The sequence below is a fragment of the Corallococcus sp. AB030 genome (assembly GCF_003668965.1).
GTDB classification, from domain to species: domain Bacteria; phylum Myxococcota; class Myxococcia; order Myxococcales; family Myxococcaceae; genus Corallococcus; species Corallococcus exiguus.
On record NZ_RAWQ01000243.1, the window covers coordinates 1 to 14,867 of the forward strand.

Annotated in this window: 15 protein-coding genes and 1 pseudogene; 3 read left to right on the plus strand and 13 right to left on the minus strand. The window is 69.1% G+C overall.

The annotated features are described in order from the left end of the window. Nucleotides 1-123 precede the first annotated feature (123 nt). Nucleotides 124-282 (plus strand): annotated as a pseudogene (locus D7Y15_RS46105) (DUF2380 domain-containing protein); the annotation flags it as partial. Between the two features lie 6 nt (nucleotides 283-288). Next, the gene (locus tag D7Y15_RS37745; RefSeq protein ID WP_121755595.1) at nucleotides 289-1,014 is read left to right on the plus strand and encodes a double-CXXCG motif protein; all 726 of its coding nucleotides are present in this window, start codon (nucleotides 289-291) and stop codon (nucleotides 1,012-1,014) included. A 5-nt stretch (nucleotides 1,015-1,019) separates the two neighbouring features. On the opposite strand, the gene D7Y15_RS37750 is transcribed toward D7Y15_RS37745, so the two are convergent. The 5 genes from D7Y15_RS37750 to D7Y15_RS37770 all read right to left on the minus strand — a co-directional run bounded on the left by D7Y15_RS37750 (nucleotide 1,020) and on the right by D7Y15_RS37770 (nucleotide 5,734). After that, entirely contained in the window at nucleotides 1,020-2,813 is a 1,794-nt protein-coding gene (locus tag D7Y15_RS37750; RefSeq protein WP_121755596.1) for an alkaline phosphatase D family protein, read from the minus strand. 45 nt (nucleotides 2,814-2,858) lie between these two features. Then, nucleotides 2,859-3,275 carry a VOC family protein gene (locus D7Y15_RS37755; protein WP_121755597.1) on the minus strand — a complete coding sequence of 139 codons (417 nt, stop codon included), beginning with the start codon at nucleotides 3,273-3,275 and terminating at the stop codon, nucleotides 2,859-2,861. Nucleotides 3,276-3,340: 65 nt separating this feature from the next. Beyond that, a complete protein-coding gene (locus tag D7Y15_RS37760) occupies nucleotides 3,341-4,198 on the minus strand; it encodes a helix-turn-helix domain-containing protein (RefSeq protein ID WP_121755598.1) in 858 nt (285 codons plus the stop codon). 10 nt (nucleotides 4,199-4,208) lie between these two features. Next, nucleotides 4,209-5,228: an alpha/beta fold hydrolase gene (locus D7Y15_RS37765; RefSeq protein ID WP_121755599.1), complete on the minus strand. Its 1,020-nt coding sequence runs from the start codon at nucleotides 5,226-5,228 to the stop codon at nucleotides 4,209-4,211. Between the two features lie 68 nt (nucleotides 5,229-5,296). Continuing rightward, nucleotides 5,297-5,734 carry an SRPBCC domain-containing protein gene (locus tag D7Y15_RS37770; RefSeq protein ID WP_121755600.1) on the minus strand — a complete coding sequence of 146 codons (438 nt, stop codon included), beginning with the start codon at nucleotides 5,732-5,734 and terminating at the stop codon, nucleotides 5,297-5,299. Between the two features lie 56 nt (nucleotides 5,735-5,790). Between D7Y15_RS37770 and D7Y15_RS37775 the strand changes: the two genes are divergently transcribed. Then, nucleotides 5,791-6,120, plus strand: coding sequence for a metalloregulator ArsR/SmtB family transcription factor (locus D7Y15_RS37775; protein ID WP_120576151.1), 330 nt, complete (start codon nucleotides 5,791-5,793; stop codon nucleotides 6,118-6,120). 6 nt (nucleotides 6,121-6,126) lie between these two features. On the opposite strand, the gene D7Y15_RS37780 is transcribed toward D7Y15_RS37775, so the two are convergent. The 8 genes from D7Y15_RS37780 to D7Y15_RS37815 all read right to left on the minus strand — a co-directional run bounded on the left by D7Y15_RS37780 (nucleotide 6,127) and on the right by D7Y15_RS37815 (nucleotide 14,696). Next, nucleotides 6,127-7,407 carry an MFS transporter gene (locus D7Y15_RS37780; protein ID WP_121755601.1) on the minus strand — a complete coding sequence of 427 codons (1,281 nt, stop codon included), beginning with the start codon at nucleotides 7,405-7,407 and terminating at the stop codon, nucleotides 6,127-6,129. Nucleotides 7,408-7,621: 214 nt separating this feature from the next. Further along, nucleotides 7,622-9,430 carry a CapA family protein gene (locus D7Y15_RS37785; RefSeq protein ID WP_121755602.1) on the minus strand — a complete coding sequence of 603 codons (1,809 nt, stop codon included), beginning with the start codon at nucleotides 9,428-9,430 and terminating at the stop codon, nucleotides 7,622-7,624. A gap of 111 nt (nucleotides 9,431-9,541) precedes the next feature. After that, complete coding sequence (locus D7Y15_RS37790; protein ID WP_120576154.1) at nucleotides 9,542-10,048, minus strand: DoxX family protein; 507 nt, start codon at nucleotides 10,046-10,048, stop codon at nucleotides 9,542-9,544. A 115-nt stretch (nucleotides 10,049-10,163) separates the two neighbouring features. Continuing rightward, nucleotides 10,164-10,943: a tRNA1(Val) (adenine(37)-N6)-methyltransferase gene (locus D7Y15_RS37795; RefSeq protein WP_121755603.1), complete on the minus strand. Its 780-nt coding sequence runs from the start codon at nucleotides 10,941-10,943 to the stop codon at nucleotides 10,164-10,166. Between the two features lie 2 nt (nucleotides 10,944-10,945). Continuing rightward, nucleotides 10,946-11,899 (minus strand): glutathione synthase, encoded by a 954-nt coding sequence (gshB, locus tag D7Y15_RS37800; RefSeq protein WP_120576161.1) that lies wholly within the window; start codon nucleotides 11,897-11,899, stop codon nucleotides 10,946-10,948. 81 nt (nucleotides 11,900-11,980) lie between these two features. Then, nucleotides 11,981-13,693 (minus strand): serine/threonine-protein kinase, encoded by a 1,713-nt coding sequence (locus tag D7Y15_RS37805; RefSeq protein ID WP_121755604.1) that lies wholly within the window; start codon nucleotides 13,691-13,693, stop codon nucleotides 11,981-11,983. Nucleotides 13,694-14,106: 413 nt separating this feature from the next. Next, complete coding sequence (locus D7Y15_RS37810; protein ID WP_233605244.1) at nucleotides 14,107-14,433, minus strand: hypothetical protein; 327 nt, start codon at nucleotides 14,431-14,433, stop codon at nucleotides 14,107-14,109. A gap of 8 nt (nucleotides 14,434-14,441) precedes the next feature. Then, nucleotides 14,442-14,696, minus strand: a complete 255-nt coding sequence (locus tag D7Y15_RS37815; RefSeq protein WP_233596798.1) for a hypothetical protein — start codon at nucleotides 14,694-14,696, stop codon at nucleotides 14,442-14,444. Nucleotides 14,697-14,867: the final 171 nt, after the last annotated feature.

A 14,867-nucleotide genomic window follows, 5' to 3' on the forward strand; every position in this document is an offset into this window, starting at 1 on the left:
GGCCTCGAAGGCTTCCGCGATGCGCGCCCACTCCGGCTTCTCCACCTGCTTCGCCATGCCCGGAAGCGTCCGCCGCGAACCGCTCCCCCGGCAATCCCTCACGGCACATCGTTGGCCGGACGGTTACATAGCAACGGTCCCAAGGGAGGCATGTGGAACGAGGCCTGGCGTGACTTCAAACGGAAGAACAATGGCGCCCAGGCTGAGGAGATCTTCAAACACGCCGGGGAGCTCATCTACCGCTTCCAGCTTTTGGGCGGCCCCATCGAGAAGTACAACTGATCACCCATGACTCGATTCTTCGACCTTCGCCACGACAAGACCGTCAACTTCCGCCGCAACGGTCTCGTCGAGGCCACGCATAAATGGGGGTTGCCAGGCCTGAAGAACTGTCCGGGATGTGGAGCCACCTGGGGCACCTCTGCTCAGTTCTATCCAGCAGTCGACCTGTCCGAACTGCCAGAGAGGGCAGCGTTCGAGGAGCCTCGAGCAGAGCCTCTCTCCGAACTCATCCGTCTTCGTGAGTTGGTGCGTCCCCTGGTGCCACCCGACACACAACTTCCACCTGCCACCCACTTCGGCCCGCTGGTAGGCCGCGCCTCTGGTCAGTTCGAAGGCTTCGTCGGACTTGAGGATTGTCTGATCGTCTTGCGCCGTGACGCCTTCGACAGCCTCCAGGCCGCCGGTATCCGAGGCCTTCTCGGCTGCAAGACGGAGCTGCGGTTCCGTCAGAAAACACCCCCGGAAGTCCTCGAGCTCCAACTCGAACTGCGCGGCCGGATGCACCGCGACTGCCTTCCTCCCGACCTGGAACCGCCTTGTCCCACCTGTGGACGCGTGGGCCTTCGCCTCCCGGAGGACCTCCTCCTCGACGCGGCATCCCTGCCCTCGGACATCGACCTCTTCCGCCTGGGCGACTACGGCACCGTCCTCATCGGCACGGACCGCTTCAAGGACGCGGTGGAGCAGGGCGGTTGGACCGGTATCTCCTTCCGTGAGCTCCCGGTCCGCTGAAACCCTCAACCCACGGCAGGGAAGGGCGGTGGCTCCACCACCACCTCCATCGGCAGGTTCTCCTTCTCCGCGATCCACTTCACCCACAGCTTCGGACGCGCGGTCGTGTCGCGGTGCTTGGGCCGCTCCAGCCGGATGGACAGCCAGTTGCGGTCCCGCAGGTACAGCTCCTTGCCCACCGGCAACAGCTCCGTCTGCAGGAACCCTGGCAGGTCCTCTCGGGAATCCTCCGACAACGCCAGCATCCCCTTGAACGCGAGCCATCCCGGCGGCGGATGCACGATGGGCGAGGACGTCGCCTGTTCGATGAACACCTCCCCCACCGTTCCCAACGCGGGCACCAGGTGGTCCGGGTTGCGTGAACGCACGCGCGCCCTCGCTCCGACGTGCACGTCCCCCGACAACACCGTCACCGCGCAGTAGGACTTCTTCGCCAGCGAGAACAGGTTCATCAACAACCGCGTGCGCTCGCCCCGGTGCACCGAGGACTCCCACTGGTCCAACAGGTCGTCGCGCAGCTCGATGCCGCCCCCGCTCATCCGCTCCATCGCCGGACCGAAGCGCAAGTGCACCAGTGGCACCGACGACACCACCAAGACGTGCCTTGCCTTCTTGCCGTTCTCCGGCCGCTGGCGGTGCTCCTCGCGCCATGCGTCGAAGGCGTCCCACTGTGACCGGCTCATCACCGTGAACTCGGTCTGCGGATGCGCGTCTCCGGTGTCCATCACCCGGCTGGTCCTGCCGCTCCTCAGGTCCAGCAACACCACGTCCAGATCGCAGTCCACCGTGGAGAAACAGAACGTCTGGAAATAGTGCTGCGCGGAATTCACCACGCCCCGGTCGTCCGGCTCGCGCGCCTTCGCCGGCTGCTCCAGGAAGCCCCGCTGGAAGGCCTCGAACGCTCGCGCCGCCGCGCTGTAGAGGGCCCGATACCAGGGCGCCTGCTGCAGCTCCTCGTGCGAACCCCACCCGTCGAAGATGTCGTGGTCGTCCCACATGAACAGGCCCGGCACCCGCCGCAGCACCGGCGCGATGCCCTGGCTCCCGCCCCACCGCTCCCGGTAGAGCCAGACGTATTCCGCGAACAACTTCTCCGAAAGCCCGTCCGGCACCGGCAGCTTCAACCGCTCCGACCGGGGCAACTTCATGAACGCGTTCAACACATCCATCGTGTTGTGCAACGAGTCCGCGTAGAGCTGATCGCCTCCCCCGAGCAACAGCTGGAAGCCCGGCGTCTTCGCCGGATCCGCCGGGTCCTGCTGATGCTGTTGCAGCATCCGCTCCCATAGGGCGAAGGGCTGCGCCAGGTTGCTCCAATCACTCGCACGGCTGGCGCCGTTGCAGGAGAAGAACGCGATGTTCGGCGACACGCCCTTCGCGGGCACGACGACGTCGGACACCACCAGCGGCTCCGGCGGGACGACCTTCGAGGACCACGGCCGGTCAGCTCGTGGCTGCGGACGCTCGAAGGTCACCGGCACGCCGGGCGTGTCTGTCGATTCGAAGTGATAGGACAGCCGCTGCGCCACGTCCGTGCGCGGCAGGATGACCTCCCAACGCCACACCACGCCCCGGGTGTCCTTGGGCAGGGCGGTGAGGTCCGCGGCGGCCTTCACCTCGTCGAAGGCGGCGACCCGCTTGCCCTTCGCGTCCCTGAAACACAGCCTCAACGCCGGAGGCTTCTTCGCCGACGTGCTGTCCAGGAACACGTTGACGAAGAAGCTCCACACGTCGTGGGACTTCGGGTCCGGCGTGGCCTGCGCTCGGGCGTACAGGATGGGTCCCAGCAAGAGCTTCATGCGGAAAGCCTTGCATGGACACCCCCTCCCGTCGACGAAGGCGCCTCACCCCTTCGGCGGAGGCACCGCGAGCGGCTGGTACGTGCCGAAGCTCCAGACGTTCCCCTCGGGGTCCAGCGCGCTGAAGTCCCGCGAGCCGTAGTCCGTGTCGTGCAACTCCATCGCGATGGCCGCGCCCGCCGCCTTCGCTCGCGCGTACAGCGCATCCGGGTCCGTCACCACCACGTAGATGCCCTGGTTCTTCAGGGGCACGTCCTTCGACGCGGCCATCTTCAGCCGGCCGCCCTCCGCGCCGCCGAACATCACGAGCCCGTGGCCCAGCGTCAGCTCCACGTGGGCGATGGCGCCGTCAGGCTTGCGGTAGACGACCCGCTCCTCGCAGCCGAAGGCCTGCTTCAGGAAGCGCAGGGCGGACTCGGGGTCGGCGTAGTGGACGAAGGGATACAGGCTGGGCAGGGACATGGTGTGATTTCCTTTCACCACGCATCCTGCCCATCCACCCCCGGCCTTTCTTGGACGGATTTTACCTACGCGCCGGATTCGAACCCGCCCGCGTCCGGAAGCGCACGCCGCAGGAGCGCGGACGGCGGCCCGCCGGTGAACTGGCGGAAGTCCCGGTTCAGGTGCGCCTGGTCGAAATAGCCCAGCTCCAGCGCCAACTCCGCCCAGCGCACCGGGCCTCCGGATTTGATCCGCTCCACCGCCCGGTCGAAGCGCAACAGGCGCGCCAGCCTTCGCGGAGGCAGCCCCACCTGTTCGTGGAACTGGTGGATGAGGTGCTTGTGGCTGTGGCCCAGCTCGGTCGCCAGCGTGGCGATGTCCACCTGACCTCCCGTCCGCTGGATGCGCTCCACCGCCCACTTCACGCCCGCGTCCACCGCGGGGCCCCGCTCCGCGCGCTGGAGCAGGAACGCGTCCGCTAGGGCGAAGCGCGCCGCCCAGTCCCGCGCCTCCGCCAGCGACTCCACCAGCCGCCGCGCCTCCCCGCCCCACAGGTCCTCCAGGCCCGTCACCCGGTGGGCCAGCTCGTGCATGGGCAGGCCGAAGAGGCGCCTGGCCCCCAGCGGCGTGAGGTTCACCTGGAGCCCGTGGGACTCGCCGTTGTGCTCGGTGGTGCTCCAGCGCTCGTCCAGCCCCGCGACGAAGCCGGAGCGATGCCGCGTCACCTGGCCCGCGTCGTCCAGGTGCTTCAGCAGCGGACCGAACTCCAGGATGAGCACCACCTGCACGCCGGGCAGCTCCTGCCGGCGCATGGGCTGGGGCATGGCCTCGCGATAGCCGCAGTAGTCCCGGATGAGCGGCGCCAGCGCCGGGGGCGGCGTGGCCAGCGCCATCTCCCAGCCGCCCCGCTCGGACGCGTGGCGCACCACGCGGATGCGATGCATGCGGCGCAGGTTACTTCGAAACCTTGCGCAGGAAGTCCAGCAGGGCCGCGTGCCACTTCTCCGGCGACTCGAAGTGCGGGATGTGGCCCACGTTCGGAATCTCCACCAGCGTGGCGCCCGGGATGGCCGCGGCGGTCTTCTTCCCCAGCGCCGGGTACTGCCCCAGCTTCGGCAGCAGCGCGGGCGGCACGCTGCCCTTGCCCACCACCGTGCGGTCCTCCTGACCAATCACCACCAGCGCGGGCACCTTCACCAACGGGAACTCGTGCACCACCGGCTGCTCGTAGATCATCGTCTGCGTGGCGGCGGACACCCAGGCCAGGCGCGGGTACTCACCGCTGAGCGTCTGGCGGTAGAGGACCTGGACGTATTCGTCGTACTCGGGCTTCCACTTCACGTAGTAGCCGCGCTGGTACTTGCGCAGCCCCTCCTCCGTGGCCTTCAGGTTCTCCTGGTAGAGGTCCTCGGTGGACTTCCAGGGGACGGACTCGCGGTAGTCCTCCAGGCCGATGGGGTTCTCCAGCACCAGCTGCGTCGTCACCTCCGGGTACATCAGCGCGAAGCGCGTCGCGAGCATGCCGCCCATGCTGTGACCCACCACCACGGCCTGCTTCACGCCCACTTCATCCAGCACCTGCTTCGTCAGCGACGCCAGCGTGTGGAAGCTGTACGCGATGGCCGGCTTGGACGACTTGCCGAAGCCAATCTGATCCGGCACCACGACGCGGTAGCCCGCGCCGGTGAGGACGCGGATGGTGTCCTTCCAGTACGCGCCGAAGAAGTTCTTGCCGTGCAGCAGCACCACCGTGCGCCCGTTCGCGTTGCCCGTGGGCTTCACGTCCATGTACGCCATGCGCAGGTCCTGGCCCTCCAGCTTCACGGGCAGGAACTGCACGGGGGCAGGGTAGGGGTAGCCCTCCATGCCCAGGCCCAGCGCCTCCGGAGCGCGCTTGGGCTCCTGTGCGTTCGCGGCGGGCGCGGAGAGGAGCAGGGCGGACAGGAGCAGGGCGGGGACGCGAACGGACGACATGGGGCTCCTTCGGAACGGGACGCGAGGGAACGGCAGTCTGGCCGCGACATTCCCCCGCGTCGCGGATTTCAGAACGCCCCGCCCTCCCGAAGGTTGATGCCGAACTCCAGATAACCCTTGAGGCAGAGCATCATGTGCATCCAGCCACCTGCGTTGTCGTAGGACGCCTTGATGCCCTTCTCATCCGGCTTCCATCCGGACTCGCTGATCTTCACCATCGTGTTGCTTGCGTCCAACGGCACGAAGCGCATCTCCACGCGCGTGTTGTAGCTGTCGTCCGCGGGCCACTCGAAGACGATGCGCTCGTTGGGAATCACCTCGCGCGTGATGACGTCGAACTCGCCCGGCGCCTCCGCGAAGCTCCACTTCACCGTGGTGCCCTGCGCCAGCGGACCGCTGCTCGTCTTCACGAAGTAGCCGCTCAGCTTCGTGGGGTTCACCACCGCCTCGAACACCTGCGCCACCGGCTTGCGGATCTTCAACTGCACCTGGAACTTCGGCTCCATGGGGCACCCCTGGTCGTGAACTGGTCCTGCCCGCAAATAGGTTATAGAAATACAACATGTCAAGGAGCGACCAGGACGACCTCATCTTCAAGGCGCTGGCGGACTCGCGCCGGCGGGCCATCCTGGACCTGTTGAAGGACGCGCCCCGGACCACCGGGGAGCTGTGCGAGCACTTCGAGAAGACCCTGGACCGCTGCACCGTGATGCAGCACCTGAAGGTCCTGGAGAAGGCGGAGCTGGTGCTGTCCCACAAGGAGGGACGCACGCGGTGGAACCACCTCAACGCGGCGCCCATCCAGGACATCCACTCGCGGTGGATCAGCTCCTACGCCACCCACGCGGTGAAGCTGCTGACGAAGCTGAAGCGGGACCTGGAGGAGGACTGACGCGCGTCAGTGAGAGCTGTCGGAGAACGGCTGGACGTCCGCCGGGGCCAGGGCCAGGGGCTCGTTCTCGAAGCGCGCGGGCTTGAGCAGGCGCGTGGTGAGCACCAGCGCGAGGAAGACGGCGCTGCTCCCGATGGTCACGAAGCGCAGGTGCATGCGGTCCGCCAGCGCGCCCTGGAACCAGACGCCCAGCGAATAGCCCGCGCCCAGCACCATGCTGTAGAGGCTGCCCATGCGGGCCTGGAGCTCACGCGGCACGCGGCCCTGGCAGGACGCGCTCAGGCTGCTCATCAGGATGAGGTAGTTGGCGCCGAGGAAGAAGATGCACACCGCCGCCACCTGGAGCGTGGGCGCCAGCCAGTACACGCCCGACAGCACCGCGATGGTCGTCGCCGAGTAGCCGCGCAGCTTGCGCTGCCCGAAGAGCTCCGCGAGCGTGCCCACGCACAGCGCCGCCGTCACCGCGCCCGCGCCCTGGCACGTCACCAGGAGCGACGTGGCCGCGGCGCCCTGACCCAGCTCACGGATGGCGAACACCGGCACCAGGCCGATGAAGGGCGCCACCAGCGCGGCCACGAAGAAGGTGGCCACCAGCACCAGCGAGATGTCCTCGTCGTCGCGCGCCACGGTGATGCCGCGGCGGATGCCATCCCAGAGCGGCTCGCGCTTCACGGACGGGTCCCGCGCCGGTGGCACCACGCGCCACAGCGCCACCAGCACCGCGAAGAAGGACAGCGTGTTCGCGAGCAGCGCCCACGCGGGCCCGCCCGCCTGAAACACCACCGCGGCCAGCGTGGGCCCCATGATGCGGCCCAGGTTGAACTGCGCCGAGTTGAGGCTGGTGGACAGGTGCAGGTCTTCCGGCGGCACCAGCTCCGCCAGCAGCGCGGAGAAGGCCGGATAGGTGAGCGTGCTCACGCACCCGTTGAGGAACGAGATGACGCCGATGACGGACACCGACAGCTGCCCGCGGAACGCCAGCACCGTCAGCACGGCCGCGAGCGCCGCCTGGAGCAGCGCGCCCAGCCCCGCGTACGCGCGACGGTCGAAGCGATCCGCCAGCGCGCCGCCCACCGGCGCCAGCACCACCGCGGGCAGGAAGGACAGCGCGACGATGGCGCCCGTCCACTCCGCGCGGCCGGTGGTCTGCGTGACGTACACGCCCATCGCCACCGTCTCCATCCAGGTGCCGATGTTGGAGATGAGCGCGCCCAGCCACACGGCGAAATAGCCGGGGTATTCGAAGGGGCGCAGCGAAGTCAGTCGTGGGAGTCGATGGGCAGGCACGTCGAAGGCTGTCTTAGCGCACGCCGCCCACGCATGCCTTGCACGGCGCGGCACCCTTGGAGGCGCAATGAAGCGCACGCCAGCCCAGGCAGCAGCCCGGCTTCAACAAAGCACGCATTCCCTGACGGTGATGCGCGATGCGTGACACACAAAACACCCACGGAGGCTGTGGCTTCCGTGGGTGCGGGTGCGGCGTTGTCGTGAAGACTCGGCGCTACGGCGCGGTGCTGGAGGCCGTGATGGGCGACTTGCGCGGAGAGAGGCGGCCGTCGTCGGCGATGCGGGCGCCCGTGTCGGGGAAGTCCTCGGTGGTGAGCTTGCGCACCAGCGAGACGACGTTGGCGGCCGGGTCCGGCTGCGTGATGCCTTCGCCCATCTGCTTGGTGGGGAGGATGCGGCCGTTGGAGAAGCCTCCACGGCTGTCCAGCTCCACCTCCAGGATCATGCCCAGGCCCTGCGGACCCTTGAGGTTGAAGCGGCCGTAGGTGGCGAAGTTGCCCATGGAGTAGGCGATGAGACGGCCCTGGTAGAACTCCATGGCGCGCGCGACGTGCGGACCGTGGCCGAGCACCAGGTGCGCGCCCGCGTCCACCACCGCGTGGGTGAAGACGCGCAGGTCGCCGCGGTCCTCGCCGAAGAACATCTCCTTGCCGGCGGGGACGTGCAGGGCCTTGCCGCCCTCCGCGCCGCCGTGGAAGGAGACGATGACGATGTCGTGCGTGGCGGCGGTCTGCTTCACCAGCGCGGTGGCGGTGGGCAGGTTGTTGAGGTGGTTGCAGCCCGCGGACGTGTGGAAGGCCACGAGCCCAATCTTCAGCCCGTTGCGCTCCACGGTGGCCACGCTGCCCGGCGGACCGCTCCAGGCGATGCCCAGCGCGTCCAGCGTGGACTCGGTGGCGCGGCGGCACTCCTCGCCGAAGTCGCCGGAGTGGTTGTTCGCGGTGGAGACCACGTCCACGCCGGCCTGCTTCAGGTAATCGCCGAAGGAGGTGGGGGAGCGGAACGCGTAGCAGTTCGCGGGCGAGCGGCACTTGGTGGTTTTGCCGGTGTCGCAGAGCGGCCCTTCCAGGTTCACGAAGGTGAGGTCCGCGTCCTCCAGCAGGGGACGCACGGCCGCGATGACGCTGCCGCCGCCCTCGGGGGGCAGGTAGCCCTCCGGCACGGTGGTGCCGAGCATCAGGTCACCCGCGGCGCGGATGCGCAGCTTCGCGCCCGGCGGCGGGGGAGGGCGGGGCGTGCTGTCCACGGGCTGCGCGAGCTTCGCCTGGAGCGCGGCCTGGTTGCGGGCCTGCGTCAGCGCGCCCTCCAGGTCCGGCTGGTTGGGATTGAGCGTGCGCACCTGCGTCCACTGCATGAGGGAATCCGCCCAGAGGCCCTCGACGGAGTAGGCCCAGCCGAGCTCCCAGCGGCAGTCGGCGCGGGACGGCGCGGCCTGCACGCACGCGGACAGCTCCGCGATGGCTGTGCGCGAGTCCTTGGACTGGAGGGCGGCGACGCCCCGGGCGTAGTGCTCGTCCGGGTTGCCCACGGTGGCGAGACCGGACGCGGAGGCCTTGCCGTGCATCGTGATGGCGGCGGCGCGCAGGGCACCGAGGCTGGCCTCCACGGCGATGCGGCCTGCTTCGGAGAGGGATTCTGTCTGGCTTTGCGCGGCGCCCGTGGCCGGCACCGTGTTCGACTCGCGGGGCGGCGTCGGGATGGACTCGGCGACGCCCGCGGGCATCCGCACGGAGACAGGCGTCTCGGAGTCATTGGGACGGTTCCGCGTGGCGGCCGTCACGGACGCGAGCCCCGCCACATCCAGCTGCCGCGTCACCCGCGAGGTCCCCATCGCCCCTCGCACGGAGGCCATGCCCGCGGCATCCAGCCGCCCGGTGCTCGCATCCCGGATGACGGAGCGCACGGAGGCCATGCCCGCCGCGGTGAGGCGCGCGGTGCTGGAGGACTCGGCTGTGGAGAAGTTGGGGACGGACGCGGCGGGCGCGGCGAGCGCCAGCATCAGCAGGACGGACGGGGGGGCCATGGCCCGCGCATCTTACGGGATGAAGCGGGGGCAGGGGCGCCACCGGCGTGCCCGGTTCGCTGGCAGCCGGGCAGGCGACACCCCTACACCCCTTGAAGGCCCTGGCCCCGGCTACCCGAGCGCGTCGAGCAGCACCGAGCCCCGGCGCTGACGCGGCAGCAGCCGGAAGTGCCTCAGCTCCCGGCGCTTCACCCGCCGCTCCAGCGCGCTGTGCAGGGACAGCCGCCCCGGCCCGCGCATCAGCGTCCCCAGCGCGATGGCGATGAGCGCCACGTTGAACTCGTAGCCGCCCTTGGTGATGTCGAAGCCGTTCTTCCTGTGCACCTTCGCGATGGCCATCGCCTGCGTGACGATGACCGACACCGCCGTGAAGCGCGTCGCGATGCCCAGGATGGAGCTCACCCCGGCCACCAGCTCCGTGATGCCCGTGGCCAGCAGCCACGGCTTGCCGGGCTTGATGCCCAGCTGCTCGAACATGCCCGCTTGCTCCTCGATGCCTTCCTTCTTCAGCTTCGCCAGGCCGTGATGAATCATCGTCGCGCCCAGCGACAGGCGCGGCGGCAACAACGCGGCCGACTTCAGCAGCGAGGGTTGTTCGTTGAGCATCGTCACGTTCATGGGGCTCTCCTCGTCGGGACGCGGACGTCCGGTAGGTGAAGTGCCCCTTACGTTGTGACGCATCCGCCCATCCGGCCCCGACGCTCGCAGGGCCCGACGCTCAGCGGCCGGGCACTCAACCCCCGTTCCGCTCCGCCAGCGGCACGTCCATCAGCGCCGCCACCTCCGCGCTGTAGCCGCCGGGTCCCTCGCCATGGACGATGAGCGGCGCACGCACCGACAGGCCCCGGTCCTGATCCCTCAGCGCCTGCACCAGGAAGCGCGTGGCCGGCGCATCCACACGCGCGTGCACGGAGCGCAGCACCCGGGGAAACAACCGCGCGCCCGCGAGCACCCCCAGCACCTCCGCCAGCCGCGCCGCCGGATACACCAGGCTCACGCCACCCCCGGGCCGCAGGGCATGCCGCGCGGCCGCGACCACGGACGGCGCATCGCACGCCACCTCCGACTTGGAGACGGCCCGCTCCGCGTCCGGGCTCACCACGCCCGCCTCGGCCCGACGGAACGGCGGGTTGGACACCACCTGCCCATAGGTCCCGGCCGTGAACAGCGACCGCGCCTGCCGCAGGTCCCCGAGCACCGGCCGCACCCGGCCCTCGCACCCGTTGAGCGCCACCGCGCGCGTCAGCCGTTCGTGCACCGCGGGCTGCAACTCCAGCGCATCCACCGGACCCGCGACGCCGAACTGCTTCACCAGCAGCAGCGACACCACGCCGCTGCCCGCGCCCAGTTCCAGCACGGGCCCGGGCAGGTCACCGCCCTCCGTGGCCGCGAAGTGCGCCAGCAGCACCGCGTCCAACGTGAAGCGGTAGCCCGTGCGGCGCTGGAACACGCGCACGTCCGCGGTGCCAATGGAGTCCAGCGTCTCGCCGTCCTCCAGCCTGACGGGCCCCACGGTCAGCGCGCGCCGTGCATCCGCTCAGCGACGTCCAGCACGCGCGCCTCGCAGGAGACGCCGTCCAGGTGGCTGGCCTCCACCAGGCCCGTGGGGCTGGTGACGTTCACCTCCGTGAGGTAGTCGCCCAGCACGTCGATGCCCACCAGCGTCAGCCCCTTCTCCTGGAGCGACGGCTTGAGGCGCTTGCAGATGAGCAGGTCGCGCTCGGTGATGTCCGCCTTCATCGGCGTGCCGCCCGCGGCCATGTTGCCCCGGTGGTCCGCGTCCGACGGCACGCGCAGCACCGCGCCCACCGGGTCTCCGTCCACCAGGATGATGCGCTTGTCGCCCAGACGGCTCTCCGGCACGTACGCCTGCGCGAGGATGGGCTCCTTCCCGCCCTGCGTGAGCAGCTCCACCATGGAGCGCGCGTTGCGGTCCCCCGGCGCGAGGAACAGGATGCCCTTGCCCCCGAACCCGTCGATGGGCTTCAGGATGGTGCCCTGCGCGTTCTTCGCCGCGAACTCCAGCACCACGGACAGCTCGCGCGTGACGCGCGTCTCCGGCATCAGGTCCGGGAAGTTCAGCGTGAAGAGCTTCTCGTTCGCGTCGCGGATGCCGGACGGGTTGTTGATGAAGATGGGGGCGCGGTCCGGACACAGCTCCACCAGCTGCGTGGCGTGCAGATAGTCCGCGTCCACCGGCGGGTCCTTGCGCAGGAAGAGCACGTCCAGCTTCGACAGCGGACGCACGTCCTCGCTCAGCACGTCGAAGTGGTGCCCCACCTCACGCCGCACCCGGACCCGGCGCATGCGCGCCTCCGAGCACCGGCCGTTGAAGCGCAACCACCCCTGTTCGAAGTAGTAGACGTCGTGCCCCCGCCGCTGTGCCTCCAGCATCAGCGAGAACGTCGTGTCGTGGTCCACCCGCACGCTCTCGAGCGGGTCCATCAGGAAGCCTAGGGAGAGGGCCATGAAGGGCGGAAGATAGCGGACGCCCTCCGCCCTTGCCGCTCCTTCGAGCATGCCTTCGTCCACGCTGGAACGGACGGGGGTCTAGCGGCCCGGCAGCTCCCTCAGCTTGAGGTTGAGGCGCACGGGCTTGCCCGTCTCCACCGGCACGGCGAGCACGCGGCGCTTCTTGTCCTCGCCCACCAGAATCAGCTCCGCCTGTCCCACCGGCAAGGAGCGCTTCACCAACGGCGCGCGGCCCAGGGACTTGTTGTTGAGGAAGATCTCCGCGGGCTCGTCCAGGAAGAGCGTCACCTCGCCCTTGCCCTTGCCCTTGCGGCTGCCCCGGTTGGAGGTGGCCTCGTCCCGGTCGTTGTCCCGGTCCTTCGCGCCTGCCCGGTCGCGGTCCTTGTCCCTGGTGTCGCGGTCCTTGGTGTCGCGATCCTTGTCCTTGTCCGGCTCCACGACGGCCACGTCCCCGCCGGGCACGGGGGCGTTGGGCGGCAGGATGGGGACCATGGCGCCCAGGCCCATGGGTGGGGGAGGGGGCGCCTTCTCCTCGGCCTCCAGCAGCTGGGTGAGCCGGAACGCGCCGTAGGCCAGGCCCAGGAACAGCGACAGCGACATGAGCGCCCACACCCTGCCCAGCTTCGAGCGCTTCACCGGGGGCGCGGTCTCGTCGCTGCCGGGGCCTTCCGCGCGAATCTTCGCGATCTCCGCCTTCTTGCGCGCCTCCACCACGCTGAGCGCGGTGGCCTTGCGCTCCGGCAGGTAGGGGCCGTCATCCTTCTGGAGCGCCCGCTTCGCCGACGCCAGCACCTGGCTGCTCGTGGTGACGTCCGCGCTCTCCAGCAGGGAGCGCGTGGCCGCCATGCGCTCCGCGAACAGGCTCTTCATGAGCGCGGCGCGCTGGTCCGCGTCCATCAGCTTGCCGCCAGCCACCTTCTCGATGGCGCGCGCCATGTCCCGCCCGGACGGGTAGCGGCGGTCCACGTTGCGCTCCAGCGCGCGCATCACCACGCGGGAGATGTCCTCGGAGACGTGCGGCAGCAGCACCGACGGCCACGGGATGGCGTCCTCGAGGATCTTCACCATCTCGTCGCGCTCGGTCTTGCCCGCGAAGAGCCGCTCGCCGGTGATGAGCTCGTGCATCACCACGCCCACGGAGAACAGGTCGCTGCGGCCGTCGAGCGAATCGCCGCGCACCTGCTCCGGGGACATGTACCCGGTGGTGCCCTTCACCGTGCCCACGTTGGTGCGCTCCAGGCTGTTCTTCGCCTTGGCGATACCGAAGTCGAGCAGCTTCACGGTGCCGTCGTACGTCACCATGATGTTCTTCTGCGCCACGTCGCGGTGGATGACGGGGCTCGCCTCGCCGCCAGCGGACGTGAAGGTGTGCGCGTAGTGCAGCGCCAGGCACACGTCGCGGGCCACGGACAGGGTGAAGGCCAGCGGCACCGGCTGGCGCTTCTTCATGCACGCGCTGGTCACCTGGTTGAGGTTCTGCCCGCCGATGAACTCCATGGCCAGGTAGAGCCCGTCATCCTCCTCCCCCAGGTCGAATACCTGCGCGATGTTCGGGTGGTTGAAGGCCGCGGTGATGCGCGCCTCGTCCAGGAACATGCGGACGAACTGATCATTGGAGCGCGCGTCCGGGAGGATGCGCTTGATGACCACGTACTTGCGGAAGCCGCCCGGGCCCGACGTGTAGCCCAGGAACAGCTCCGCCATGCCGCCCACGGTCAACTGCGTGAGCACCTCGTACTTCCCGATGCGCTCGCCCCGATGGAAGTCGATGAGCTCATCCTCCAGCGCCATGGAAAGAGGGCGCCCGCGTCGTGAAGAAAGCCGCCCGGACCATAACAGGGCTGTTGCATCCCGGGTCTTTCTTGCCGGTGGAACCCGCGAAGGAGGGGCCCGCATGCCAGCCCGCACGACCCCCAGGTCCCTGTGGATCACCTGTGGATGGTGTGGATGGCCCTGTGGACAACCCGGGGCACGGAAACGGCGTTGTGGATGCCCGGGGGAAACCGGCAATTTGCCCACATGTAGCAGATCGCCGATTCGTGAATGATTCCCGAAGCTTGCTGACTTTTCCCCAACTCGGCTGCCCCTACCTCTTCCACCAGTTGATCAACACTCCAATTAGACTGGTGAAAAGAAGAGGGGCCCGTGCAGAAGTCGGAAACCGACAGGCATCCGCGGGACGACGAACGACGCGGGACAGCACGCTACATGATGGTGGCGCGAAGCCGCTCCAGCAGCCCGGGCAGTTCCTGGAGCAGCTGCCGGTCCAGGTCCTCCAGCGCGGCGCGGTGCAGGACCAGGTCCTCCGGCTCGCGGTCCATGGCCATCATGCGGTGCAGGCCGCGCAGGCGCTGGTTGCGCTGGACCAGGCGGGCCAGGGTGTCGTCCAGCTCCTCCGCGAGCGCCGAGTCCAAGCGCAGCTCGTGGCCCACCAGCTCCCGCAGCTGCTCCACGCGGTAGGTGAGCTCCCAGCTCTCCTCGTAGCCCGCGCGCCGGGGCAGCATCTGCCCATACGTCCACCGCTCGTTCACCGCGCCCTCTAGTGCGGCCGGGGCCGGGTGAGGCCCGTCAGGGACAGGCGGGTGCGCATGGGGTCCAGCTCCACGTGCATCCGGCAGTCCGCCACGTCCAGGCGCAGGGTGTAGGGAGGACAGGGCGTGTGTCCCGAGTGATTCTCGGAGGCCTCCGCGCCCATGCGGAACAACTCGGCCAGCACCGCCCGCCGGACCTCGGCCGAAAGTCCGTCCACGGTGGACTGCACCCCCCGGGCGATGAGCACCGTGAATGCCTGCAATCCTGGAGAATCGTGCGGAGGGCCGGCCAGGGTCATACCCGCGCTGTTGCCAGAACCGTACCCTGCGACAGGCCTGTCGTTCCGGGGGGTTGGAGGGGCTCGAAACCCTTGGGGCTGAAAAAAACTCAGCCAGGAAAGTGCCCAATCCTGAAACCCCGGGGGGTGCAGTCC